This is a genomic window from Lysobacter terrae, from assembly GCF_054782215.1.
In genome coordinates this window covers 161,818-183,938 of record NZ_BAAGSX010000002.1, presented here as the reverse complement: position 1 = coordinate 183,938, position 22,121 = coordinate 161,818, and the positions used below count along the sequence as shown (strand labels likewise).

The following is a 22,121-nucleotide window of genomic DNA, read 5'->3' as shown; positions in this document are numbered from 1 at the left end:
CCCGCCCGCATGGGCTCCAGGAAGCGCACCATGAACGCTCGACTCGTAGCGACTGCACTGGCCGCGGCCGTCCTCGCCGCGCTCGCGTCCTGCCAACGCGCCACGCCTCCGGAAACCGCCGCACCGGCCGCGACCACCGCACCTGAAACCGCGGCGGCGCCCGCATCCGCGCCGGTCAAGGCGGCCTACACCGACCTCGAACAACTCGCCCAGCGCGTGGTCACCCAGAGCGCCGCGGTCAAAGAGGGTGAGGTCGTCCTCATCAACGGCCGCACCAGCGACGCGGAACTGCTCGAGGATATCGCCGTCAACGTGCGCAAGGTCGGCGGCTTCCCGCTGATCGAATACGGCAGCGACCGTCTCGACAAACGCCTGTTCTTCGACGTGCCCGACAAGTACGACACGCAGGCCAATACGCTGGGCAGCAAGCTGGCCGACGCTGTCGACGTAGTGATCTCGGTGAGCAACAACGCGACCGAGAACCTGTTCGAAGGCGCCGATCCCAAGCGCATGGCCGCACGCGGCAAGACGGGCGAACCGGTGATGCAGAAGTTCCTGCGCAAGGTGCGCAACGTCGAGATCGGCAACAACCTGTATCCCACCTCCTGGCGCGCCGACCGCTACGGCCTGCCCGAGGACGAACTGGCGAAGACCTTCTGGAACGGCGTCAACCTCGACTACAGCGAGCTGCAGGCACGCGGTGCGCAGGTGAAGGCCGCGGTCGCCGCCGGCAACGAGGTGCACATCACCAACCCCAACGGCACCGACCTCAAGTTGAGCGTGAAGGGCCGGCCGGTGCTGGTGAGCGACGGCGTGGTCACCGCCGAAGACTTGAAGGGCGGCGCCGCGGCGGCCGCGGCCTACCTGCCGGCGGGCGAGGTCTACACCACACCGGTGGCGGGTAGTGCGGAAGGCAAGGTGGTGAACTCGCGCACCTACTTCCGCGGCAAGGAGGTAAACAACCTCACCCTTACGGTGAGCGGCGGCAAGGTCACCGCGATGAGCGGCGAAGGCCCGGGCTACACCGATCTGAAGGCGGAATACGACGCCGTCGACGATGCGCGCAAGGACTTGCTGAGCTTCTTCGACCTGGGCATCAATCCGAACGTGACGCTGCCCGCGTCGAGCAAGGTCGGGACCTGGGTTCCGGCCGGATCGGTGACCGTCGGCACCGGCGTGAACGTCTGGGCTGGCGGCGACAACTCGGTGCCCTATGGGCTGGTGCTGTTCCTGCCGGGTAGCACCGTCACGCTGGACGGCAAGACCATCGTCGAGAACGGCGCGCTGAAGTTATAGATCGGCCGCACTGCCCAGCCACAAAAGCAAAGGCGGCCTGCGGCCGCCTTTGCTTTGTCGGAAGTCGATGTCTTCCTAGCGCGCTGCGCTACGCCGCTCCATCGGCGGCAGTTCGCGTGCCAGCCAGCGTTCGAGCATGCGCTTCTCGAAGCGCAACGGATCGCTTTCCCGGCCCACGGTCGAATCCATCATGAAGCCGGCATCCATCAGCTTGCGCTCGCCCTGCGCGATCACCGCGCCATTGGCGTCGGTGCGCGTGAACGTCAGGGTGATGCGCGGCGGGTAGATTTCGCGCACGAAGCGGGTGTCGTAGAACTCCGGCCCGTGCCACGGTTCGAAGTCGCCGGCCCGGTCGACATCGGTGATGTTCACGTCCAGGCGTTCGCCGGCCGGCAAGCGGCGTCCCGCGTACTCGCGAATGTGCTTGGCGAGTTGTGCGACCCAGTCGCCGCGACGCGACTCGATGCGGTTATGGCTGTAGCGGATCTCGGTGAAGCTGGCCGGGTCGGCCCAGCTCACGTTGATCGGGCCCTGTTCGGGCAGGCTGCGCGGCGCATCCGGGTCGGTGACCATGCGCAGGCGCGCGGACGCGTCATTCGGAGCGAGCAGGCCGGCGGTAGCCAGGCCGATCGCGAAGACGGTGGAAACAACGGCTTTGGCGTTCATGACGCACTCCCGGTGGTACCGATAGCGCATTGTCCTCCTGCGCGGAGCGGTTGGCAGCCCGGTGTGGCGCCCAATCGCCCGGCGGATGCCGCCTGTTCATGCGCAAGTTCGAGATGGATCGTTAACGCGTACTCACCCGGGCCCTTTCCCCGCGCTAACACGCCGGTTCCCACAATGGCGGGCGGTCGTTTAAGGCCGCTAGTCGGCGGCCATGGGAGACCAGCATGAACAATGCAAAGCGCAAGAACACCCATTCATGGCGCATGGGTGCCGTCCTTCTGGGAGCGCTGGCGATCGCTGCGCCGGCGTTGGCGGATGACCCCGGAAGCATGTTCAAGATGATGGACACCAACGGCGATGGCATGGTCTCCGCGGACGAGCACGCCGCCGCCGTCACCAAGATGTTCGGCGAGATGGATGCCAACGGCGACGGCAACGTCACCGCCGCCGAGATGGATGCGCGCCACGCCATGAAGGAGCCGGCCAAGGCGAAAGGCGGCATGACGTCGAACGACGCAGCCATGGAGCAGCACGAGATGTCGTCGGCGGACAAGATCGCGAAGATGGACACCAACGGCGACGGCATGCTGTCGGCCGCCGAGCACGACGCGGGTGCCAAGGCGATGTTCTCGGAGATGGACACCGACGGCAATGGCAGCCTGTCGCGGAAGGAAATGATGGCCGGGCATGCGGCGATGAAGTCGGAGAAGCACGAGCACAAGACGCCATGACGTCGGTGCCTGACTGATGGGGCCACCGGAACGGCCGGATACCCAACCCTCACGACCGGGGCCGGAATCACCGGCCCCGTCTAGAGCGTTCACTGGAATGACCAACGACGGCGACAGGCCCGCCCACGGGACGCGTCGTCCCGGATTCCCGGGCTAATCACTGTGCGGGTGGGCGGGTAACCTGCATGTTTCCCCACTCCGGAGCTGCCCATGACCTTGTCGATGTACGACGCTTCCATCCCCGTATTCGTGCGCGTTCTGCGCAATCTCGACCAGGTGCTCGCCAAGGGTGAAGCGCATGCGCGCGACAAGGGCGCCGAGCCCGACACGCTGCTGCAGTCGCGACTGATCTTCGACATGCTGCCGCTGGTGCGCCAGGTGCAGATTGCCACCGACATGGCGACGCGCGGTGCGTCGCGTCTGACGGGCCAGGAGCCGCGCAGCGTCGCGGACGATGAAACCACGTTCGAACAGCTGCATGCGCGCATCGCCGGTGCGATCGAACATCTGCGCAGCTTCACGCCTGAGCAATTCGCCGGCAGCGAAACGCGCACGGTCGCGTTCAAGACGCGGCGTGGCGAGATCAGCTTCGACGGGCAGAACTACCTGCTCGCCTACGTGCTGCCGAACCTGTTCTTCCACGCGACGACCGCCTACGGCCTGCTGCGGCAGGCGGGCGTGGCGATCGGCAAGACCGATTTCCTCGGCGAAGGCTGAGCGGCACGCGAGCGTCGCCGCCGTGCGGCGGCGACGCACTGTGCGCCGTCACTTCACCGGAATCATCAGGTGCTGGTACGGCGTACCGGCCCACATGACGTAGGGCACCGAGGTATCCGGGTCGGCGCCCTTCGGATACATGTCGTAGAAGGCGGGATCGGCGCCGACGATCATCACGTGCGCGCCGGTCTTCACCCAGTGGTTGGTCGTCGTGGGTGCCTGCGCATAAGGATCGGTGTTGCTCGCGTCCGTGCCGCCCGCGAGCATGTACATGAAGCCGATCTTGCCGACCGTGGGGTCCTTGTGGCCCATCCAGGCATTCGCCCATTCCATGGCGCTGGCGTCCATGCACATGGGATCGGGGCCTGGCGTGGCTGGGTTGTCGGGCATGCAGGTGAAGCCGTTGCTGCCTTCGCGCAACGTGCGCATGCCGTCCTTCTCCATCGCGACGATGGTGGCGTTGGCCGCTACCTTTTTAGGCGCGGCCTGCATGGCGCTGGCAATCAGTTTCTGGTCGGTGGCGCCGCTCTTGGCGGCACTGTTGCCGGCCCAGGCATTCGCGCTCATCGCTGCAACCAGCAGCACGAGCGCCGCGTTCGTTCTGGACATGGTGAAACTCCCAGCAGAATGGGGATTCCCTCGCGCTGCATTGTGGTGCGCGCGCCATCGCCCGGCTTCCCCCGGATGGGGGAAGCTCACACTCCGTCGACATTGCCCAACTGGTGATGACCTGCAGCGACGGCAGTTCACCGTCGATTCGCGCCCGGCTGCGAACACTGCAGCCTCCCCCATCGCAGGAGTGACGGATGACGAGTCGCAAGTTGAACAGCAAGGTGAGCCCGGCGCTGGTAATCGTGCTCGGCGGCGCGCTGGCCTGCCTGGGCGGCGTTGCGGCCGCGCAGACCCAGCCGGGACTGACCGAGGTCCAGGTGCGCGCCAAGCTGGAGGCTCAGGGCTATACCAAGGTGAACGATGTGAAGTTCCGCGACGGCGTCTGGAAGGCCGATGCGCGCAGCGCCGACGGCAACCGCGTCGACGTACGCATCGATCCGGCCACTGGCGAGGTCTATCCCGATGAGCAGGTCGCCAATCTCAAGGAGGCCGACGTGCGCGCCAAGCTGGCCGCCGCCGGCTACACCAACGTACACGACGTCGATTATGAGGACGGCATCTGGAACGCCGAGGCGGACGACCCGCAGGGCAAGGATGTCGAAGTGAAGATCGATCCGAAGACCGGCAAGGTGATCGGCAAGGAAAAGGACTGAAGTCTGCCCTGAGCCATAAACGAAAAAGCCCCGCGATTGCGGGGCTTCTTCTTTGCTTCCATCGCGGCTCAGTGATGCAGCAGAATGTCCGCGATGATGCCGGTGGCCACGGCGACCAGGATGAAGCGTCCGTCTTCGTCGCGCACCCAGCGGTGGCCGCGGGGCGGCTGGCGCAGGTGGTAGTACTCGTAGTCGTCGACGTAGTAGCGCGGCTCCATGTACACGACTTCGATGCGCTCGCCGCGGCGATATTCGCGATGGTGGTGCCGGTACTCGCGGTAACCGTCGTCGTCATCGTCGTCATCGTCATGGTCGTGATGATGGCGGTGACGGTGGTGATCGCCGTCCGCCAGCGCCACTGACGCAGTCAGCAGCAGCGAAGCGAACGAAGCGGCGAGTACCAGGCCTTTCAGAGTCGGACGTTTCATATGTTCCTTTCGCAGCCGGCTCAGTGGTTCAGCAGGATGTCCGCGATGATGCCGGTGGCGACGGCGACCAGGATGAAGCGGCCGTCGGGATCACGGATCCAGCGGTGGCCCGGAGGCGGCGGCGCCAGGCGGTACACTCGGTAGTCCTCGACGTAGTAACGCGGCTGCAGGTAGACGACATCGACGTGGTCGCCCTTGTGCCAACCCTTGTGCTTGCCCGGCGGATGATCATCGTAATCGCCATGACGGTCGCCGTCGTGGTCGCCATGCCCGCGGCCATGGCCCTTGGCGATAGCGCCGGTGGAGAGCGACAGCAGCGCGATCGAGGCTGCCAACAGCAGCAGATGCTTTCTCATGGATTCCCCCTCGTGGATGTGGTGGCCCGATGGTAGGCGGGCCGGTTCGTGCGGTGGCGCAAAGTTCAAGGCGGAGTGCGCGAAACATGACCGCCGTCGCCCATTCGCGCGGCGGATGTTGGCCCGTATTCATCGAACCGGGCCTGAAGGCACCCGGGTCCTGGCAATGGATTGACCCATGACCGGGACGATTCTTCCCTGGGATCGCGGCTTATCAGGGACAGGTGCGCCCACTAGCCTGTGTCCATTCCCGCTCCGCTACAGGACCTCCGCCATGCTTACCCCGCGCCAGGCCCAATTCGCATTCGTCCCTTTGATGGTCACGATCATGTCGTCCACCATCAGCTTCGTCATGACCACACTGCATCACGGCTGGCAGCCGGGCCTGCTGCAGGCCTGGCTGAACAACTGGGGCATCGCTTTCCTCGTTGCGCTGCCGGTCGCGTGGGTGGCCGTGCCGACGGTGCGCGGATTGCTCGCGCGTCTTACCAGCGACGCGTCGGCCCCGCGCCCTGCTGTCATGAAGCGTGATGTCGTGCGCCGCGAACTAGGTTAAGTTGGCGCGCCATGGCTGACGATTCCACACAGACCCGTACTCCGCTCCGAACCGTGCCAGCGACGGACACCGCCGTTTCGATCCGCGACATCAGCAAGACCTACGCATCGGGCCAGGTCGCGCTCAAGCACGTCGACCTCGACATCCACCGTGGCGAGATCTTCGCGTTGCTGGGTCCCAATGGCGCGGGCAAGACCACGCTGATCAGCATCGTCTGCGGCATCGTCAACGCCAGCACCGGCACCGTGCTCGCCGACGGCCACGACATCGTTCGCGACTACCGCGCCGCACGCGCCAAGATCGGCCTGGTACCGCAGGAACTGTCGACCGATGCTTTCGAGACGGTATGGGCGACGGTGGCGTTCAGCCGCGGCCTGTTCGGCAAGGCGCCCGATGCCGCCTACCTGGAAAAGGTGCTGCGCGACCTGTCGCTGTGGGACAAGAAGGACAGCAAGATCATGACGCTCTCCGGCGGCATGAAGCGGCGCGTGCTGATCGCCAAGGCGCTGGCGCACGAGCCGCAGATCCTGTTCCTCGACGAACCCACCGCCGGTGTCGACGTCGAGCTGCGCCGCGACATGTGGCAGATGGTGCGCACCCTGCGCGAGAGCGGCGTCACCATCATCCTCACCACGCATTACATCGAGGAAGCCGAGGAGATGGCCGACCGCATCGGCGTCATCAGCAACGGCGAGCTGATCGTGGTCGAGGACAAGCACGTGCTGATGCGCAAGCTCGGCAAGAAGCAGTTGACCCTGCAGCTGCAGGAGCCGCTGTCGGCCGTGCCCGAGGGTCTGGCGGGCTTCGGCCTGGAACTGGCCGACGAAGGCCACGCCCTGGTCTACACCTTCGACACCCAGCGCGAACACACCGGCATCGCGACGCTGATGCGCCGTCTCAACGAGCAGGGCATCGACTTCAAGGACCTGCACTCTAGCGAAAGCTCGCTCGAGGACATCTTCGTCAGCCTGGTGCACGGAGCGAACGGAGGCCGCGCATGAACCTCCATGCCGTCCGCGCGATCTACCAGTTCGAAATGGCGCGCACCTTCCGTACGCTGATGGAGTCGATCCTGTCGCCGGTGCTGTCGACTTCGCTGTACTTCATCGTGTTCGGCGCGGCGATCGGTTCGCGCATGGGCGCGGTGGACGGCGTCGGCTATGGCGCCTTCATCATCCCCGGCCTGGTGATGCTGTCGCTGCTCAACGAGAGCGTGTCCAATGCCTCGTTCGGCATCTACCTGCCGAAGTGGTCGGGGACGATCTACGAATTGCTGTCGGCGCCGGTGTCCACCACCGAGATCCTGTTGGGCTACGTCGGCGCGGCGGCGACCAAGTCGCTGTTGCTCGGCACACTGATTCTGGTGACGGCCCGCTTTTTCGTTCCGTACGAGATTGCGCATCCGTTCTGGATGGGCTGTTTCCTGGTGTTGACCGCACTGAGCTTCAGCCTGTTCGGCTTCATCATCGGCATCTGGGCCGGGAGCTTCCAACAGCTTCAGGTCATCCCGCTGCTGGTGTTGACGCCGCTGACCTTCCTGGGCGGCGCGTTCTACTCGATCAGCATGCTGCCGTCGTTGTGGCAGAAGGTCGCGCTGTTCAATCCGGTGGTGTACCTGATCAGCGGGATGCGCTGGAGCTTCTACGGCGTCAGCGACGTGAACATCGTGGTGAGCGCGGCGGCGATCGTGGGCTTTCTCAGCCTGTGCCTGGCGCTGATCGCCTGGATCTTCCGCACTGGGTACAAGCTGAAGGCTTAGCAACAGCGGCCCCTCATCCGGCGCTACGCGCCACCTTCTCCCCGCAAGCGGGGAGAAGGATCTAGCACGTCACTCGTTCGCTTCAGACGTCGGCGTGAGAAACCACGCCTCAACCGTCCCCTTCACCTTCATCGTCATCGGCTGGCCGCGGCGGTCCAGCGCCTTGCCGACCGGCAGCTTCACCCAGCCCTCGCTGATGCAGTATTCCTCGACGTTGTGGCGCTCCACGCCGTTGAAGCGGATGCCGATACCGCGCTCGAGGACGGCTTCATCGTAGAACTTGCTGCGCGGGTCGTTGGACAGGTGATCGGGAGGCGTGTCGGACATGGTCGTGCTCGGGGACGGCGTGGGCCCGCATTGTAGGGCGCCGCCACGCGGGCGGAAATCGGTGTCGGCTAGGACGCCTCGCCACGACCCTGCGCCTTGGCGCGGGCGATCACGGCCTTCACGAGTTCGCGCTCGCGATGCCGCGATATCGGCACGGCGCCCAGCGCGATCGCGCGTTCGCGCAGCTCGGCGGGGACGTCGTAGTGCGCACCGCTGGTCTTGTTCTGGAAGGTGCGGCGCGGAATGTCCAGGCGTGCGGCCATCGCGTGCAGTTCGTCCAGCGTGTCCGCCATCAGATGCGCCCAGCGCTGGCCGCGCCAGGGATGCACGGCGTCGTCTACATAGACCGTCATGGCCACAGTGTGCCACCGCGCGAACGCTGGCGCCGGATCGCGCGGACTATCATGCGCACATGTGCCTGATCGCAGCTGCCTGGCAGCACCACCCGCGCTACGCGTTGGCGCTGATCGCCAATCGCGATGAATTCCATGGACGCCCGACCGCGGCGGCCGGTCCCGATCCGGATGCGCCCGACGTCTACGGCGGACGCGACCTGCAGGCCGGCGGCAGCTGGCTGCAGGTGTCGACGCGCGGCCGCCTTGCCGCGGTGACGAACGTGCGGGCCGGACGCAACCCAGAGACCGCACCGCGTTCACGCGGCGCGCTGGTACGCGATTTCGCGCGCGGAGAGAGCGATGCAACGGCGTATGCCGCGCGGCTCGCGCCGATCGCGCAGGAACACGGCCGCTACAACCTGCTGACCTGGGACGGGCAGGCATTGGTCTTCGCCACCAATCACCCGCGCACCGAATCGCGGCCGGTGTGTCCTGGTATCCATGCGATGTCCAATGGCGCGTTCGATGCGCCCTGGCCGAAGAGCGGCCATGCGACGCGAGCGCTACGCACCTGGCTCGAGTCGCCGATGTCTTCGCGCGACATCGACGCGGCCGCGTTGGAGCCGCTGTTCGCAGCGCTGGCCGACACGCTGCCGGCGCCCGATGCCTCGCTGCCGGATACGGGTGTAGGCCTGGAAATGGAGCGCTGGTTGTCGCCGCCGTTCGTGCGCGGCGAGCGTTACGGCACGCGCTGCAGCACGGTGGTGCTGGTGGAGGCGGAGCGAATGCTGTTCGCCGAGCGCCGCTTCGGTCCGGATGGGGTGCCGCAGGGCGAGAGCTTCAGCGTACTTCAGCGCACGGGCTAGCGGAGAAAGAAAAGCCGCTCCTTGCGGAGCGGCCGGTATTGGGGGATCGGCAGCCGTCGCGGCCTTACCCCTTGATGCACACCACCTGCCGCAGCGTATGCACGATGTCGACCAGGTCGCGCTGCGCCGCCATCACCGCGTCGATGTCCTTGTAGGCGGCCGGTGATTCGTCGATCACGCCCGCGTCCTTGCGGCATTCGACGTGCGCGGTTGCCTCGCGGTGTTGCTTCAGCGTGATCTGCGCTCGGGCGGCGGTACGGCTCATCACCCGGCCGGCGCCGTGGCTGCAGCTGTGGAAGCTCTCCGAGTTGCCCTTGCCGCGCACGATGTAGCTGCGTGCGCCCATGCTGCCCGGGATGATGCCCAGCTCGCCTTCGCGCGCGCTGACCGCACCCTTGCGCGTTACCAACAGCGACTGGCCGAAATGCTGCTCGCGCTGGACGTAGTTGTGGTGGCAGTTCACCGCTTCCTTGTCGAGCTGGAACTTCGGCAGGCGATGCCGCATCTCGTGCAGCACGCGCGCCATCATCGCCTCGCGGTTGACGCGGGCGTAGTCCTGCGCCCACGACACCGCCTCGACGTAATCGGCGAACAGCGGCTCGTCCTCCAGGAAGAAGGCGAGGTCGCGGTCCGGCACATGGAAGCCGAGCACGCGCTTCTCCAGCTGCTTGCGCGCCAGTTCGATGAAGTACGTGCCGATCAGGTTGCCGGTGCCGCGCGAACCCGAGTGCAGCATCACCCATACGCGATCGCTCTCGTCGAGACAGATCTCGATGAAGTGGTTACCGCCGCCGAGCGTGCCCGCCTGCTTGTCGACCTTGTCGGGCCGGATCTTCGGGTGCTTGTCGCGGATCACCGCGAGCCGCGCCATCAGTTCCGACTGTGCGAGCCGGGTCTCGATGCTGTCGGGAATGCGGCGGTGGTCGCCGCCCGGGCCGTTGCCCACCGGCGTGCCGCGCTCGATCGAGTTGCGCAATTGCGCCAGATCGTCGGGCAGGTCGTTGGCCGTGAGCGTGGTCCGCACCGCGGCCATGCCGCAGCCGATGTCGACGCCGACCGCGGCGGGAATGATTGCGCCCAGCGTGGGCACGACCGAACCGACCGTGGCGCCGATACCCAGATGCACGTCGGGCATCACCGCGACCCATGGACCGACGAAGGGCAGGGCGGCGATGTTCTGCAGCTGCTGCCGAGCCTTGTCCTCGACCGGCACGCCGTGCACCCAGCCCTTGATCGGCGTGGTGGCGTGCTCGGAGTGAAGTAACTCGTAACTGTGTTGTGTACTCATATTGGAATCCTTTCTGGAAAGGCTCCGCGTGGCGAATCCTTTCGCCACGCGAAGTTTACTGCTTCAGGCTGACCAGCTGCTTCATGACGCCGTCCAGGCCGCCGAAGACGGTCAGCTTGTCGATCTTCTCGGTGATCTTCTCCAGCGCCTCCAGCTCCTTGAGACGCATGAGCACCGGGCTCTCCTCGATCAGCTTGGCCGTGTTGAGCAGGGAACGCGTGGCGTTCGCCTCCTCGCGACGACGGATCACGTTGGCCTGGGCCGCCTTCTCCGCCTGCACCACACTGTTGAGGATCTCCTTCATGTCGCCCGGGAGGATCACGTCCTTCACGCCGACACCGAGCACCTCGATGCCCAGCTCGCCGACGCGGCCACGCACGTAACCGAAGATGTCGGCGTCGAGCGAAGCCTTGTCGCCGAGCAGCTCGTCCAGCGTCTTGGCGGCGATCGCCTTACGCAGGCCGAACTGCAGCTCGCGGTACACGTAGTCGCCGTACTTGGCGACCTTGGTACGCGCGGCCACCGGATCGGTGACGCGGACACTCGCGGCCAGGTTCACACGCAGGCTCACCTTGTCGCGGGTCAGCAGCTCCTGGCCGGAAACCTCCATCGACTGCACACGCAGCTCGATCGTCTCCACGCTCACGTTCTTCTGGAAGTTCCAGAAGGCGTAGGCGCCCGGCGCGAGCGTACGCACCAGCTTGCCGTCGACGAACAGCAGGCCTGCGCTCTCCTCCGGCACGGTCACCGCGACGGCGATACGCTCGAGCACGCCGAGCTGACGCAGACGCTTGATCACGGCGGCATCGACCTCCAGGCCGTTGGCCAGCGGCACGGCTTGCACCGCGACGGACACCAGGCCCTTCCAGTACAGCTTGCGCGTACCCGGCGGCAGGACGTCCTCGAGCTTGCCGTTCTTCAGCACCAGACCGACTTCATCGGTGCCGAGATTGGCGAGCACGAAGTACCCGTCGAGCTTGTCGCCCAGTGCGGCGATCAGCACGTCGGTGTCGTTGCCGGCGTATTCGGCCTTGGCGATGTTGTGCACGCTGACATCGATCCGAGTGAACGGATCGAACCAGCGGTGCACGCCAGGCTGCAGCACGCCTGCGAATTGACGGTTGCGATACACCAGGCCGCGCTCGCCGTCACCGATCACGACCCTCTTGGTCCAGAACATTGGAAGTTCTCCTTGGTTGGCTCTGGTGGTCCGATCCGCTTTGGCTGCGCGATGGATCGGTTCTCGCGCGAATCCACTTCGCAAAAAGTGGAAAGGGAATAAGTGGAAGCGCCCCTGACGCCGAAGACGCGGAGCATTGCGCGCTGTCCGCAAGGCGACGACCGCGGTCCGCAGCGACGGCGATACAACGGCCGTGCTCTGCGCTTGTGCGATCGCCGGCTTGCCTCGAGGGCGCAGGCCCGGCGACTCCACCGCTGCGGAGTTCCGTTGCACATCGCACACGCGGTGCGGCGCTTGGCGAAACGCCGCACGGGGCGCTTCCTAGATGGGCTTTCGCCCGATAACGACTTAACAGGTCGTTTTGGAGCGGGATTCGAACCCGCGACTCTCGGTGTTTAAGACCGATGCTCTACCCAACTGAGCTATCCAGTGGTGGACGAACCGGATTCGAACCGGCGACCGTCGGCATATAAGTGCCGCTACTCTTACCGCTGAGCTATCGTCCGCTCGCGAAACACCTTCGCCCGATCCTCGGCATACGCCACGGCAGCGCCGCGCGCACCGGGCAGGGGTGTAAGCCTGCGCCGCTGCGAACCGTTCGAGCGATGTTCCGCATTGGCCTCTCGTCGAAGAGGCCAATTCGTACGCGACCGCATCCGCTGCCGCCCGTGCCGAAGCATCCAGGCACAGCGCATGAAGCGCCTTCGCGGTATTCCCTGCCTCGGGCCAGCACGCCCGGATGCTTCGGGATGCGCGATGCAATCGCGATAAACCTTTGAAAATCCCTTTGCGAACGGCAAAAACAAAACGCCCCCGGGTGGGAACCCGAGGGCGTTCGCGTTGCCTCGGGAGATCGGGGTGACCGATCTCCGCTGGCGGGATCAGTCGTGGTGGATGAAGCCCTTGTGCGCGCATTCGTCGCGCAACAGGCCGCACGCGGCCGGGCCGTGGCTATAAGGCCGCAGCGCAGTCGGGTTGGCGATGTGGAAGAAGGACGTCATGGAAGAATTCGTGTTCGAAAAAATCGCGCGATGGCGAAGGTCGCGCACCTTACGCGCGTGTTCGACGGTGCGCAAGCACGAATCCGACGAACGGTAGTCAGCAGCGATCAGGCGTCGCGCGCGAATCCGAGTTCACTGCGTTGTGCATCGGCAGTTGTTAGTGAGCTTCCGGTGCGCGCATCGTCCTTTCGCCCCATTGCGGCACGCGCCAACGCATGCTCTGCTCGATCCGCTCGCTCACGTCGCGCTGCAGCGTTTCGGTCATGCGGAAGTCGGCGGGCACGGCGCGCGAGAGGATGTCGGCCTTGCGCGTGCGTCGCTGGATCGCCGCGCGCAATAGCGATTGTTCCGCGCTCGCTACCGTGACCGATACCGCCGGCGCCGCGTAGACGTCGGTGCGGTTGCTCAGGTCGCCGGTGGTCTTCACGAAGAACGGCACGAAGACGTTGGCGCGGTTGGCCAGCGCCTGGTAGTCGCCGAGGAAATAGGCACCGCCTGCTTGCGGCGCACTGGTGAGGTCGAAGGACGCGGCGACGCGCGTCTCGCTCCAGCTGACGCCGCCGTCGCTGGATTTCGCCAGCCAGTAGTCCGCGGGCAGGCTGGCCGCGGCGGTGTTGTTGCGCAGGTCGTAGTAGCTGACGCCGACATCGCCGTTGGCGCGCGCGCGCACCGAGGGGGTGAATGCCGCCACGCCCGCCGTGCTGACCCGCGTCGGCGCCGACCAGGTGTTGCCGTTGTCGGTGGAGCGGGAGATCGCGATCGAGTCGAACGCGCCGCTGTTGAAACGCGCGTCCTGCCAGACCACGAACAGATGTCCGCTCGGCGCGACGGCGATCTGCGCCAGATCGGAGCCGTCGCGCACGGGGACATTGCTCTGTGGATCGCGCGTGCCCACGGCCAGCAGATCGGCGATGCGGATTGGCGGGGTCCAGGTCAGGCCGCGATCGAACGAGCGGATGACGTCGAGGTGGGCCGCCGTGGTGTTGGCGGAAATGCGATCGATCTGGGTGAACAGATTGACCAAGGTGCCGGTAGGCGTCACGACGATCACATTGCCCAGCGTCTGGCTCGAGGGGCCCGGGTCGTAGATCGAGCGCGCCGCATCCCAGCTCACCCCGCCGTCGATGGTGCGGGCGAAGTAGGTCGGGCCGCCGGCATCGCCCGCCACCAGGCGATCCCAGGTCGCATAGACGAAGCCGGCGTTGAACGGATCGGCGGTGATCGTGTTCTTGTCGTTGAAGAAGCCCGCGCCGTCGCGGATCAAGGTCGTCGGCCCGCTCCAGCTGGCGCCGCGGTCGGTCGAGCGCACCACCAGCATGGCGTTGACCGAGCCGGCTTCGAAAGAGCCGCCGGTGGTCGTCAGGCCCATCGCATAGGCGGTGCCGTCGGGCGCGAAGGTCACCCACGGATCGGTCGCGCGCGCGTAATCGCCGCCGTTGGCGAAGGTGCCGCCGCCGCAACGCGATACCGGCAGCGGTGTGCGGGTCCAGGTCTGGCCGCCGTCGGCCGACCGCGCGCTCATCAGGCCGCGCGAGGAGCCGTTCGACCAACGATCCTGCTGCCACACGCCGATGAGGTTGTTGGGGTTGCTCGGGTCGACGGCGAGGTAAGGCTCGACTTCCGAATTCTGGAACAACGTGCCGGTGCCCGCGCCGCCGTCGCAGTTGACCGTGAAGGTGGACGGCCCGGATGCCAGGTATTGCGTGTCCAGGCTGGGAGGCGGAGGGGGAGGGGGTGGCGGCGGTGGTGGTGTTCCGCCGCCTCCGCTGGCGCTGCTGCCGCCGCCGCCGCCGCAGGCGGAGAGCAAACATGCGGACAGCGCCGCGACGATGAAAAGGCCGCCGCAGGGCCGCCGCCAAGGAAGCACCGCCGCCGTACGCATCGTTGCTCTCCTTGCTCGGTTTTCGGACCGTCGCAGCCTGGCCTGGAGTCTAGACATGGCCGGCCGCGGCAGCCGCGGCGCGGGCCTTGCCGACAAGAAACGTCAGCCGCTGCGCTCGACGGCCGCGCTGGCGTCAGCTCAACGCGCCACCAGAGCCGGGGTCGCGTGGAAGCGGCGCGGATAGTTGCGTTCGTCGCTGATGTTGCTGACGACCTCGTCGGCGAGATCGGGCGCGGCATAGACGACATAGGCGATGTAGCCTTCGTCGCGCACGCCGACGTGGTGCAGCCGGTAACGGGCATGGCCGCCGCCGGTGTTCTCCGGATAGTGCAGCGGGGGGCGGTCGGTATCGAGATCGAGTTCGCTGTTGTCGACGGAACCACCAACGAAGAGGGCGCGCATTCCAGCACTCCTGCGGGATCGGTCGAACGATGATGCGCGCGCCGGTGTTGGTCCGGCGTTAACGACTACGGCAATGCGGTGTGCGGGCGCGGCTAGAATGCGCCGCTGGTTCATCTCGCTGAAAAGGTCGCGCGTGTCCGCCGACGATTCCGATCTCGCGCTCGAAACTCTGCTGCTTCCGCTGCTCGACGGCCCGCTGTCGTGGCCGCAGGAAGGCGGCGCATTGTTCCTGCGCGCGCGCGACGGCTGGCCGTTGCACCAGCGTGTCTGGCCCGGGCTGGTATGCGAACAGACCTTCAAGCCGGATGCCGATGCCCTGCTGCGCTCGGGGCTGACAGTGAGCGACGAGCACACGGATGCGCGCTACCCGATGGTTCTGGTACTGCCGCCGAGGCAGCGGGACGAGGCCAGAGCGCTGTTCGCGCGTGCCGTCGCCAGCGTCACCCCGGGCGGGCGCGTGCTCGCCTGCCTGCGCAACGACGAAGGGGCGAAGTCGGGCGAGGCCGACCTCGCGCGCCTCGCGGGATCGCTGAGCCAGTTGTCCAAGCACAAGTGCAGGGCGTTCTGGACCGGCCCGCTGCACGGCGCCGCGGATCCGGCGCTGCTCGCGGAATGGCGGCAACTGGACGCGCCGCGCCCGATCGCCGACGGGCGCTTCGTCAGCCGGCCGGGCGTCTTCGCCTGGGACCGCGTCGATACTGCGTCCGCCCTACTGGCCGCGCACCTGTCGCGGAATCTGCGGGGCACTGCGGCCGATCTCGGCGCCGGCTATGGCTATCTGTCGAGCGAATTGCTGGCGCGCAATCCCGGCATCGTCTCGCTCGATCTGTTCGAGGCCGAGCGCCGTGCCCTGGATCTGGCACGGACCAACTTGGCCGGCGAGGCCGGCCGCGTCGCGCTCGACTACCACTGGCACGACGTGACCACCGGCCTTCCCAAATCCTTCGATGTGATCGTCAGCAACCCGCCGTTCCACGCCCAGGGCCGGGCCGACCGGCCGGACATCGGCCGCCGCTTCATCGCCGTCGCCGCCGCGGCACTGCGTCCGCAGGGCCGCCTGTGGCTGGTCGCCAATCGCCACCTGCCGTACGAAGCGGAACTGGCGCGTCACTTCGGCAATGTGCGGGTGGTTGCGCAGGAGCAAGGGTTCAAAGTGTTCGAGGCGGCAAAATGAAACTCGTAAAACTGATCGCCAACCTGGGCTACGGCAGCCGCAGGGACGTTACCGCGATGTTCCGCGCCGGGATGATCACCGACGCAAAAGGCGAAGTGTTGTACGCCGACGACAAGGTCGCGCACGAGGACATCCGCATCGAGGGCGAAGCGCTCGATCCGCCAGCGGGTCTGCTGATCGTGTTGAACAAGCCGGTGGGCTACACCTGTTCGACCAAGGACCCGGGCCGCATCGTGTACGACCTGCTGCCGCCGCGTTATCGCCTGCGTTCGCCGGTGTTGTCGACGGTCGGCCGCCTGGACCGCGACACCAGCGGTCTGCTGCTGATGACCGACGACGGCGCGCTGCTGCACCGTATCGTCTCGCCGAAGACGCATCTGCCCAAGGTGTATGAAGCGGAGCTCGCGAGCGATCTGCGCGGTGATGAAGAGGCGATCTTCGCCAGCGGCACGTTGTTGCTGGAAGCGGAGACGACGCCGCTGGCGCCGGCCCAGCTCGAAGTCGTCGCCCCGCGCAAGGCGCGGCTGACGCTCACCGAGGGCCGCTACCACCAGGTACGGCGCATGTTCGCAGCGGTCGGCAATCACGTCGACGCATTGCATCGCAGCCGTATCGGCGGCCTGGACCTCGACGATCTTCCCTCGGGGCAATGGCGTGTGCTCGATGCGATGGATCGCGAGCGCCTCTTCGCCGGGCCTTGAACCTGCCGCCTCTGCTTCACATGCGCTTCACGCCGCAGCGCAGCGCACGACGTGAAGTGCTTCACTCTTTTACGTAACGTTTTTCTGCGTGCAGCGCTCGAATCTGCGCGGTACGTCACGCGTTGCACAGCATTTCCGAAATCCGGCCTGAATCCGAGCCTGAACGGACGCTCCCACGGCCGCTTGCGCGCCTAGCATTTCGTTCGCGCCGCCTCAGCGGCTCGACTCAACGACGAGGACGAATGCAATGACTGCGAAGCACACCCTGTTATTCGCTGCGCTGGCCGCAGCCCTGTTCGCCGCCACGCCGGCGTTCGCTCAGGACACCCCGCCGGACACTACCGAAACCGACGCCAGCGTTCCCAAGGATCGTCTGGTGGACGCCTACGTCGACACGCTGTTCGATGGCGACGAAGTCGCCGCGGGCGAAGCCGTCACCGCGTTGCGCACCGGCGGCGACTTCACCGTGACTTCCACGGTCACACGCCAGGCCACCAACCCGGACGGCACGCTCGCGACCAATCCCGACGGGACGCCGAAGATGGAAACGGTGACCGTGGAAACCCCGATCGCCAATGCCAACGGCCCGATGGGCTGGGGTGAAGTCGATCATTCACTGGGCCTTGCGCAGGCCATGGTCGATAGCGGCAAGGCCGCGAGTTTCGATGAAGCCTTGCAGGGCACCGCGACCACCACGACCGTGACCAACGCGGACGGCACCACGACGACCACGACGACCTATTCCGGCGGTCTGTTGCAGATGCGCGCCGATGGCATGGGTTGGGGGCAGATCGCGAAGGAGCTCGGCTTCAAGAGCCTCGGCGCCGTGAAGAGCGGCCGTTCCGCGGACGCCGAAGAAACCACTGCCGTGACCACCGCGAGCGCCAAGGGCCACGACGCCGCGAAGGTCGCGGCCGACAGCCACGGCAAGTCCGCCGAGCACAAGCCCGACCACGCCGCGAAGGCCGATCGCATCACCGGCAAGCCGGAAAAGGTCGAACGCATCGCCAAGGTCGAGCGTCCCGCGAAGATCGATCGCCCGGACCGCCCGGAACGTCCGAGCAAGCCCGAGCGCATCGGCCGTCCGTAAGCCATCGCAACAAGCGCACGACGGGCGCCTCCACGGCGCCCGTTGTCGTGCAGCTGTGTCAATTCCAATCCATAAGGAAGTCAGATGAAGCGTTCCGCAGTATTTTTCGCCCTGCTTCTCGCCGCCGGCCTGGCGCACGCGGAAGACGGTCTCAGCCTCGGCATCGGCGTCGACTACAGCTCCGGCGACTACGGCAGCGACACCACCACGAAGATTCTTTCCGTGCCCGTCAGCGCGAAGTACGCCACCGGCGATTGGACGTTCAAGGCGAGCCTGCCGTGGGTGCGCGTGGAGGGCGATGCCAACGTCGTGCCGGGACTGGGCAGCCTGCTGAATCTCAATCCGAAGGGCCGCGGCCGCGGCAATGGTGGTGGCGGCACGACGGCGGCGACGACCGGCACGACCTCGGGCATCGGCGACCTGCGCCTGGCCGCCACGTATGCGATCCCGCTGCAGGGACGCTGGGGCGTCGATGTCACCGGCAACGTCAAGGTGGCGACCGCCGATGAAGACAAGGGACTCGGCACGGGTGCCAACGATTACGGCGCCGCGGTCGATGTCTATCGCAGCGTAGGCGATGCCACCACGCTGTTCGGCGGCGTGGGCTACACCGTGCTCGGCGATTCGGATTTCATCGAGGTCGATTCGGTCTGGAACAGCAACGTCGGCTTGTCGCACAAGATCGGCAACAGCAGCCTTGGCCTGATGTACGACTATCGCCAGCCGACGTCGGAAGCTGCCGACGACCGCAGCGAAGTGACCGGCTTCTATAGCTTCCCCACTTCGGATGCGAGCAAGATGCAGGTGTACGCCACCAGCGGGCTCAGCGACGGTAGCCCGGACTGGGGCGCCGGCATCAACTTTACCGCGGGCTTCTGACGCTGGAGTTTGACGAAAACGGCGGCCACCGGCCGCCGTTTTTCATTGCGTGACCGCCTACTCCGGTGTGCCGGAGGACCGGTCTTCGGATGGGGCGCCTGGACGCAGCAATCGCTCCCAGCCTTGCTGGCCCAGTGCTTCCAGCGTCGCGATGTTGCGCTCCACGATCGCATCCGGATCCGGAAACGCCGCCACGGCGCGCTCGACGCTGGCTTCGCGCAGCAGGTGCAGCGTGGGCCAGGGCGAGCGGTTGGTGCAGTTGCCGACGTCGTCGTAGGCCGTGCCGGCGAATTGGTAGTCGGGGTGGAAGCTGGCGACCTGGATCTCGCCTTCCAGGCCGAGTTCGGCGACCAGCGCATCGGCGATATCGAGGAAGTCGTTGTACTCGAAGAAATCCTGCAGCACATGCGGATGCACGATCAGCGTCGTATCGGTCTGCTCAGGATCGGCGGCGTGCAGCCACAGCAACTCCGCGTGCAGCAGCTCTGCCAGCGCTTGCGTGTCGGGAGCCTCGCTCAGCACGAAGCGCACTTGTTGCTTGACGTAGACGGCCTTCGCAAACGGGCACAGGTTCAAGCCGATCACGACGCGCTCGAGCCAACGGCGCGTGTCGGCGATGGGATCGTGATCGCTCATGCCGGCGTCTGGCGCGCGTAACTGACCGTCAGCAGCTCCCAGACGTGTCCCTCGGGCACGTTCCAGTAGACGAGGCGGCCGCCGTTCCAGGTGCCGATGCGCATGTCGTCCGCACCCAGCGGCGTGCTGCGGAAGGGAATGCCGGCGGCGCGGATGCGGCCGAGGATCGCATCGAACTCGTCGTCGCCGACGCGGAAGCAGTAGTGCTGCACCGGGAAGGGCTCGGTCGCCTGGTCGAAATCCAGCGTCAGTCCTTCATTCACGAAGACCGGGCAAAACGGACCGAGGCCGGTTTCCGACCAGGGCACGCCCAGCAGCTCGGCGAGCTGCTTCGCGGCCGCGAAGCGATCACGCGAGGGCACCAGCAGGTGATCGAGTTCGATGCTCATCCCAGGCGGGTCGTCGGTTCAGTCGCGGAAATTGTCGAACTGCAGCGGCCGTTCGAAATTGCCTGCGCGCAATAAGGCGATGGCTTCCTGCAAATCGTCGCGCTTCTTGCCGGTCACGCGCAGTTTGTCGCCGTTGATCTGGCTTTCGACCTTGAGCTTGGCGTCCTTGATCGAGGTCTGGATCTTCTTGGCCAGGTCGCGCTCGATGCCTTGCTTGACCGTGATCTTCTGCCGCGCGCCGGCGAGGTTGGTCTCGACCGTGCCGAATTCCAGGCAGCGCACGTCGATGCCGCGGGCGATGAGTCGCGCGCGCAGGATCGCTTCCATCTGCTGGAGCTGGAAGTCGCTGGGCGCCGACTGGTTGATCACCTGGTCCTCCAGGACGAACTTGGCGTCGACGCCCTTGAAGTCGAAGCGGGTGGACAACTCGCGGTTGGCCTGGTCGACGGCATTGGTGAGCTCGTGCTGGTTGACTTCGGACACGACGTCGAAGGAAGGCATGTTGCAACTCCGTGGGGCGGTGTTTTTCAGATGCAAAGGGTACCGCAGCCGATAGACTCGCTTCACTGCCGCTTGTGCATGATCGCGTCCAACCCGATCGTTCAAGAGGATCGATGCCGCTACTGTTGTTGCTGCCATTGCTCGTCGTGGCCGTCGTGCTGCTGTGGCTGCTGCTGTTGCCCTTCGCCCTGTGGCAGCGGTACCGCATGGGGCGGGCGCGGCGGCGTGCGATCGCATGGGTGGCGGCGATCAATGCCTGGTCGCTGCTGGCGTCGGCGCTGATGTTCCTGATCAGCGCCTGGATCGCCGGCTACTGGGTCGATGCGGCGCTGGCGCACGCGGGTGCAGGACTGGCCATCGGGCTGTTGCTGGGTCTGCTCGGCCTGGCACTGACCCGCTTCGAGGCCACGCCGCAGGGGCTGTTCTACACGCCGAACCGCTGGCTGGTGCTGGCGCTTACGCTGGTCGTCGTCGCCCGCATTGGGTTCGGTCTTCTGCGCCTGGAGCAGGCGTGGGCGACCGGCACGCAGGCGGTGTGGCTGTCGCGGCAGGGCAGCGTATTGGTGGTGGGCGGGCTGTTGCTGGGCCATTACCTGGCCTATGCGTGGGGCGTGCGGCGAGTCATTTCAAAACGCGGCGCGGCGCTGGCACACTCGCTGCCCGGCTCGAATCCCCCACCTGTTGCGCGCGCGCCGGAGCGCCGCGATCGCTATGGCCGCAAGGAATGACCCCGTGACCGACAACAGTCGCACATGGCACGCGATCGCGTACATGCTGGCCGCGGTGCTGATGTTCTGCCTGATGGACGCGGGCCTGAAGACGCTCAGCGCGCATTACCCGCCGTTCCAGGTCTCCGCCATCCGCGGCGCGTCGTCGCTGCCGCTGGTGCTGGTGTGGGCGCTGTGGACGGGCGGTGCGAAGACGCTGCTGCGCGTGCGCTGGTCGCTGCATCTGCTGCGCGGCGTGCTGGGTGTGATGATGATGGGCGGCTTCGTCTATGCCTTGCGCACGTTGCCGCTGTCGGAGGCGTATTCGATCTTCTTCGTCGCGCCGCTGATGATCACGGCGCTGTCGGTGCCGTTCCTGGGCGAGCAAGTGGGTGCGCGGCGTTGGACCGCGATCGGCATCGGCCTGCTCGGTGTGCTGGTGGTGCTGCGTCCGACCGGCGAAGGCGTACTCAGCCTCGCTGGCCTGGCGGTGCTGGTCGCCGCGTTCGGCTATTCGGTCTCGGCGATCACGGTGCGCATCATCGCGCGCACCGACAGCACGCAGGCACTGATGGTGTGGCTGCTGTTCTTCATGGCGTTGGGCGCCGGCGTGCTCGCGTTGCCGGATTGGATACCGCTGCGCAGCGTCGACCTGTGGGTGATCGCGGTCGTCGGCGTGGCCGGTGCGCTGGGGCAGTACGCCATCACCGAGGCCTTCCGCCTCGGCGAGGCCTCGTTGATCGCACCGCTGGAATACACCGCCCTGGTCTGGGGCGTGCTGCTGGACGCCACGCTGTGGGGCGTATTGCCGGATTCGGTGACCTGGCTGGGTGCCGGGATCATCGTTGCCAGCGGCCTGTATCTGCTGCGTCGCGAACGCGTCCACGTCGAAGCCGAGCATCCTTAAGTCCGAAACCGGCACGCCGTCTCACCCGATCGGGTGACCCTTGCGGCCGCGCGATTCCGTATTACCCGATGCCATCACGCCA

At 66.3% G+C, this 22,121-nt stretch carries 27 protein-coding genes and 2 tRNA genes; 14 read left to right on the top strand and 15 right to left on the bottom strand.

The genetic code is table 11. The annotated features are described in order from the left end of the window. Window positions 1-30: 30 nt before the first annotated feature. Window positions 31-1,296, top strand: a complete 1,266-nt coding sequence (locus tag ACYVJ8_RS08850) for an aminopeptidase (RefSeq protein ID WP_460711444.1) — start codon at window positions 31-33, stop codon at window positions 1,294-1,296. A gap of 75 nt (window positions 1,297-1,371) precedes the next feature. Here ACYVJ8_RS08850 and ACYVJ8_RS08845 read toward each other — a convergent pair whose 3' ends face one another. Continuing rightward, window positions 1,372-1,962 carry a DUF3016 domain-containing protein gene (locus ACYVJ8_RS08845; protein ID WP_460711442.1) on the bottom strand — a complete coding sequence of 197 codons (591 nt, stop codon included), beginning with the start codon at window positions 1,960-1,962 and terminating at the stop codon, window positions 1,372-1,374. A gap of 224 nt (window positions 1,963-2,186) precedes the next feature. On the opposite strand from ACYVJ8_RS08845, the gene ACYVJ8_RS08840 reads away from it, so the two are divergent. Continuing rightward, window positions 2,187-2,693 carry an EF-hand domain-containing protein gene (locus tag ACYVJ8_RS08840; protein ID WP_460711440.1) on the top strand — a complete coding sequence of 169 codons (507 nt, stop codon included), beginning with the start codon at window positions 2,187-2,189 and terminating at the stop codon, window positions 2,691-2,693. 210 nt (window positions 2,694-2,903) lie between these two features. After that, window positions 2,904-3,410 (top strand): DUF1993 domain-containing protein, encoded by a 507-nt coding sequence (locus ACYVJ8_RS08835; RefSeq protein WP_460711438.1) that lies wholly within the window; start codon window positions 2,904-2,906, stop codon window positions 3,408-3,410. 48 nt (window positions 3,411-3,458) lie between these two features. Here ACYVJ8_RS08835 and ACYVJ8_RS08830 read toward each other — a convergent pair whose 3' ends face one another. Continuing rightward, window positions 3,459-4,019 (bottom strand): hypothetical protein, encoded by a 561-nt coding sequence (locus ACYVJ8_RS08830; RefSeq protein ID WP_460711436.1) that lies wholly within the window; start codon window positions 4,017-4,019, stop codon window positions 3,459-3,461. Between the two features lie 197 nt (window positions 4,020-4,216). Here ACYVJ8_RS08830 and ACYVJ8_RS08825 point away from each other — a divergent pair, with 197 nt between their 5' ends. Continuing rightward, window positions 4,217-4,675 (top strand): PepSY domain-containing protein, encoded by a 459-nt coding sequence (locus ACYVJ8_RS08825; protein ID WP_460711434.1) that lies wholly within the window; start codon window positions 4,217-4,219, stop codon window positions 4,673-4,675. A 68-nt stretch (window positions 4,676-4,743) separates the two neighbouring features. Here the strand turns inward: ACYVJ8_RS08825 and ACYVJ8_RS08820 are convergent, their stop codons facing one another. Further along, window positions 4,744-5,103, bottom strand: coding sequence for an RcnB family protein (locus ACYVJ8_RS08820; RefSeq protein WP_460711432.1), 360 nt, complete (start codon window positions 5,101-5,103; stop codon window positions 4,744-4,746). A 20-nt stretch (window positions 5,104-5,123) separates the two neighbouring features. Further along, on the bottom strand, window positions 5,124-5,459 hold the full coding sequence (locus ACYVJ8_RS08815) for an RcnB family protein (RefSeq protein ID WP_460711430.1): 336 nt from the start codon (window positions 5,457-5,459) through the stop codon (window positions 5,124-5,126). Window positions 5,460-5,775: 316 nt separating this feature from the next. Here ACYVJ8_RS08815 and ACYVJ8_RS08810 point away from each other — a divergent pair, with 316 nt between their 5' ends. Genes ACYVJ8_RS08810 through ACYVJ8_RS08800 form a run of 3 tightly spaced genes read left to right on the top strand, consistent with a single transcriptional unit; the run spans window position 5,776 to window position 7,774 of the window. Next, complete coding sequence (locus tag ACYVJ8_RS08810) at window positions 5,776-6,015, top strand: DUF2798 domain-containing protein (RefSeq protein ID WP_460711428.1); 240 nt, start codon at window positions 5,776-5,778, stop codon at window positions 6,013-6,015. Between the two features lie 53 nt (window positions 6,016-6,068). Continuing rightward, window positions 6,069-7,016, top strand: coding sequence for an ABC transporter ATP-binding protein (locus ACYVJ8_RS08805; RefSeq protein WP_460711426.1), 948 nt, complete (start codon window positions 6,069-6,071; stop codon window positions 7,014-7,016). Continuing rightward, window positions 7,013-7,774, top strand: coding sequence for an ABC transporter permease (locus tag ACYVJ8_RS08800; RefSeq protein ID WP_460711424.1), 762 nt, complete (start codon window positions 7,013-7,015; stop codon window positions 7,772-7,774). Before ACYVJ8_RS08805 ends, ACYVJ8_RS08800 begins: the two co-directional genes overlap by 4 nt. Window positions 7,775-7,843: 69 nt before the next feature. Here the strand turns inward: ACYVJ8_RS08800 and ACYVJ8_RS08795 are convergent, their stop codons facing one another. Further along, window positions 7,844-8,101, bottom strand: coding sequence for a DUF3297 family protein (locus ACYVJ8_RS08795; protein WP_460711422.1), 258 nt, complete (start codon window positions 8,099-8,101; stop codon window positions 7,844-7,846). 68 nt (window positions 8,102-8,169) lie between these two features. Then, window positions 8,170-8,454 (bottom strand): DUF4031 domain-containing protein, encoded by a 285-nt coding sequence (locus ACYVJ8_RS08790; protein ID WP_460711420.1) that lies wholly within the window; start codon window positions 8,452-8,454, stop codon window positions 8,170-8,172. A gap of 59 nt (window positions 8,455-8,513) precedes the next feature. Here ACYVJ8_RS08790 and ACYVJ8_RS08785 point away from each other — a divergent pair, with 59 nt between their 5' ends. Further along, entirely contained in the window at window positions 8,514-9,302 is a 789-nt protein-coding gene (locus tag ACYVJ8_RS08785; RefSeq protein WP_460711418.1) for an NRDE family protein, read from the top strand. A gap of 64 nt (window positions 9,303-9,366) precedes the next feature. On the opposite strand, the gene ACYVJ8_RS08780 is transcribed toward ACYVJ8_RS08785, so the two are convergent. The 6 genes from ACYVJ8_RS08780 to ACYVJ8_RS08755 form a co-directional block, all read right to left on the bottom strand. Then, the gene (locus tag ACYVJ8_RS08780; RefSeq protein WP_460711417.1) at window positions 9,367-10,590 is read right to left on the bottom strand and encodes an RtcB family protein; all 1,224 of its coding nucleotides are present in this window, start codon (window positions 10,588-10,590) and stop codon (window positions 9,367-9,369) included. Window positions 10,591-10,645: 55 nt separating this feature from the next. Next, complete coding sequence (locus ACYVJ8_RS08775; protein ID WP_460711415.1) at window positions 10,646-11,770, bottom strand: slipin family protein; 1,125 nt, start codon at window positions 11,768-11,770, stop codon at window positions 10,646-10,648. 362 nt (window positions 11,771-12,132) lie between these two features. Continuing rightward, window positions 12,133-12,198 (bottom strand) — tRNA-Leu (locus tag ACYVJ8_RS08770). A 2-nt stretch (window positions 12,199-12,200) separates the two neighbouring features. Then, a tRNA-OTHER gene (locus ACYVJ8_RS08765) sits at window positions 12,201-12,275 on the bottom strand. A 653-nt stretch (window positions 12,276-12,928) separates the two neighbouring features. Continuing rightward, complete coding sequence (locus ACYVJ8_RS08760; RefSeq protein WP_460711413.1) at window positions 12,929-14,653, bottom strand: sialidase family protein; 1,725 nt, start codon at window positions 14,651-14,653, stop codon at window positions 12,929-12,931. A gap of 138 nt (window positions 14,654-14,791) precedes the next feature. Next, complete coding sequence (locus ACYVJ8_RS08755) at window positions 14,792-15,055, bottom strand: hypothetical protein (RefSeq protein ID WP_460711411.1); 264 nt, start codon at window positions 15,053-15,055, stop codon at window positions 14,792-14,794. Between the two features lie 97 nt (window positions 15,056-15,152). Here ACYVJ8_RS08755 and ACYVJ8_RS08750 point away from each other — a divergent pair, with 97 nt between their 5' ends. The 4 genes from ACYVJ8_RS08750 to ACYVJ8_RS08735 all read left to right on the top strand — a co-directional run bounded on the left by ACYVJ8_RS08750 (window position 15,153) and on the right by ACYVJ8_RS08735 (window position 18,899). Further along, a complete protein-coding gene (locus ACYVJ8_RS08750) occupies window positions 15,153-16,229 on the top strand; it encodes a class I SAM-dependent methyltransferase (RefSeq protein WP_460711409.1) in 1,077 nt (358 codons plus the stop codon). Further along, window positions 16,226-16,930, top strand: coding sequence for a pseudouridine synthase (locus tag ACYVJ8_RS08745; RefSeq protein WP_460711407.1), 705 nt, complete (start codon window positions 16,226-16,228; stop codon window positions 16,928-16,930). Before ACYVJ8_RS08750 ends, ACYVJ8_RS08745 begins: the two co-directional genes overlap by 4 nt. Before the next feature lie 247 nt (window positions 16,931-17,177). Continuing rightward, window positions 17,178-18,020, top strand: coding sequence for a hypothetical protein (locus tag ACYVJ8_RS08740; protein ID WP_460711405.1), 843 nt, complete (start codon window positions 17,178-17,180; stop codon window positions 18,018-18,020). A gap of 84 nt (window positions 18,021-18,104) precedes the next feature. Continuing rightward, window positions 18,105-18,899 (top strand): transporter, encoded by a 795-nt coding sequence (locus ACYVJ8_RS08735; protein WP_460711404.1) that lies wholly within the window; start codon window positions 18,105-18,107, stop codon window positions 18,897-18,899. 57 nt (window positions 18,900-18,956) lie between these two features. Here the strand turns inward: ACYVJ8_RS08735 and ACYVJ8_RS08730 are convergent, their stop codons facing one another. Genes ACYVJ8_RS08730 through ACYVJ8_RS08720 form a run of 3 tightly spaced genes read right to left on the bottom strand, consistent with a single transcriptional unit; the run spans window position 18,957 to window position 20,425 of the window. After that, window positions 18,957-19,535, bottom strand: coding sequence for a DUF1415 domain-containing protein (locus ACYVJ8_RS08730; RefSeq protein WP_460711402.1), 579 nt, complete (start codon window positions 19,533-19,535; stop codon window positions 18,957-18,959). Beyond that, complete coding sequence (locus ACYVJ8_RS08725; protein WP_460711400.1) at window positions 19,532-19,924, bottom strand: VOC family protein; 393 nt, start codon at window positions 19,922-19,924, stop codon at window positions 19,532-19,534. Before ACYVJ8_RS08725 ends, ACYVJ8_RS08730 begins: the two co-directional genes overlap by 4 nt. Before the next feature lie 18 nt (window positions 19,925-19,942). Next, window positions 19,943-20,425, bottom strand: a complete 483-nt coding sequence (locus ACYVJ8_RS08720) for a YajQ family cyclic di-GMP-binding protein (RefSeq protein ID WP_460711398.1) — start codon at window positions 20,423-20,425, stop codon at window positions 19,943-19,945. Window positions 20,426-20,538: 113 nt separating this feature from the next. On the opposite strand from ACYVJ8_RS08720, the gene ACYVJ8_RS08715 reads away from it, so the two are divergent. Next, window positions 20,539-21,153, top strand: a complete 615-nt coding sequence (locus tag ACYVJ8_RS08715; RefSeq protein WP_460711396.1) for a DUF1453 domain-containing protein — start codon at window positions 20,539-20,541, stop codon at window positions 21,151-21,153. Then, window positions 21,137-22,039 carry a DMT family transporter gene (locus ACYVJ8_RS08710; RefSeq protein ID WP_460711394.1) on the top strand — a complete coding sequence of 301 codons (903 nt, stop codon included), beginning with the start codon at window positions 21,137-21,139 and terminating at the stop codon, window positions 22,037-22,039. Before ACYVJ8_RS08715 ends, ACYVJ8_RS08710 begins: the two co-directional genes overlap by 17 nt. The last annotated feature ends 82 nt before the right edge of the window (window positions 22,040-22,121 follow it).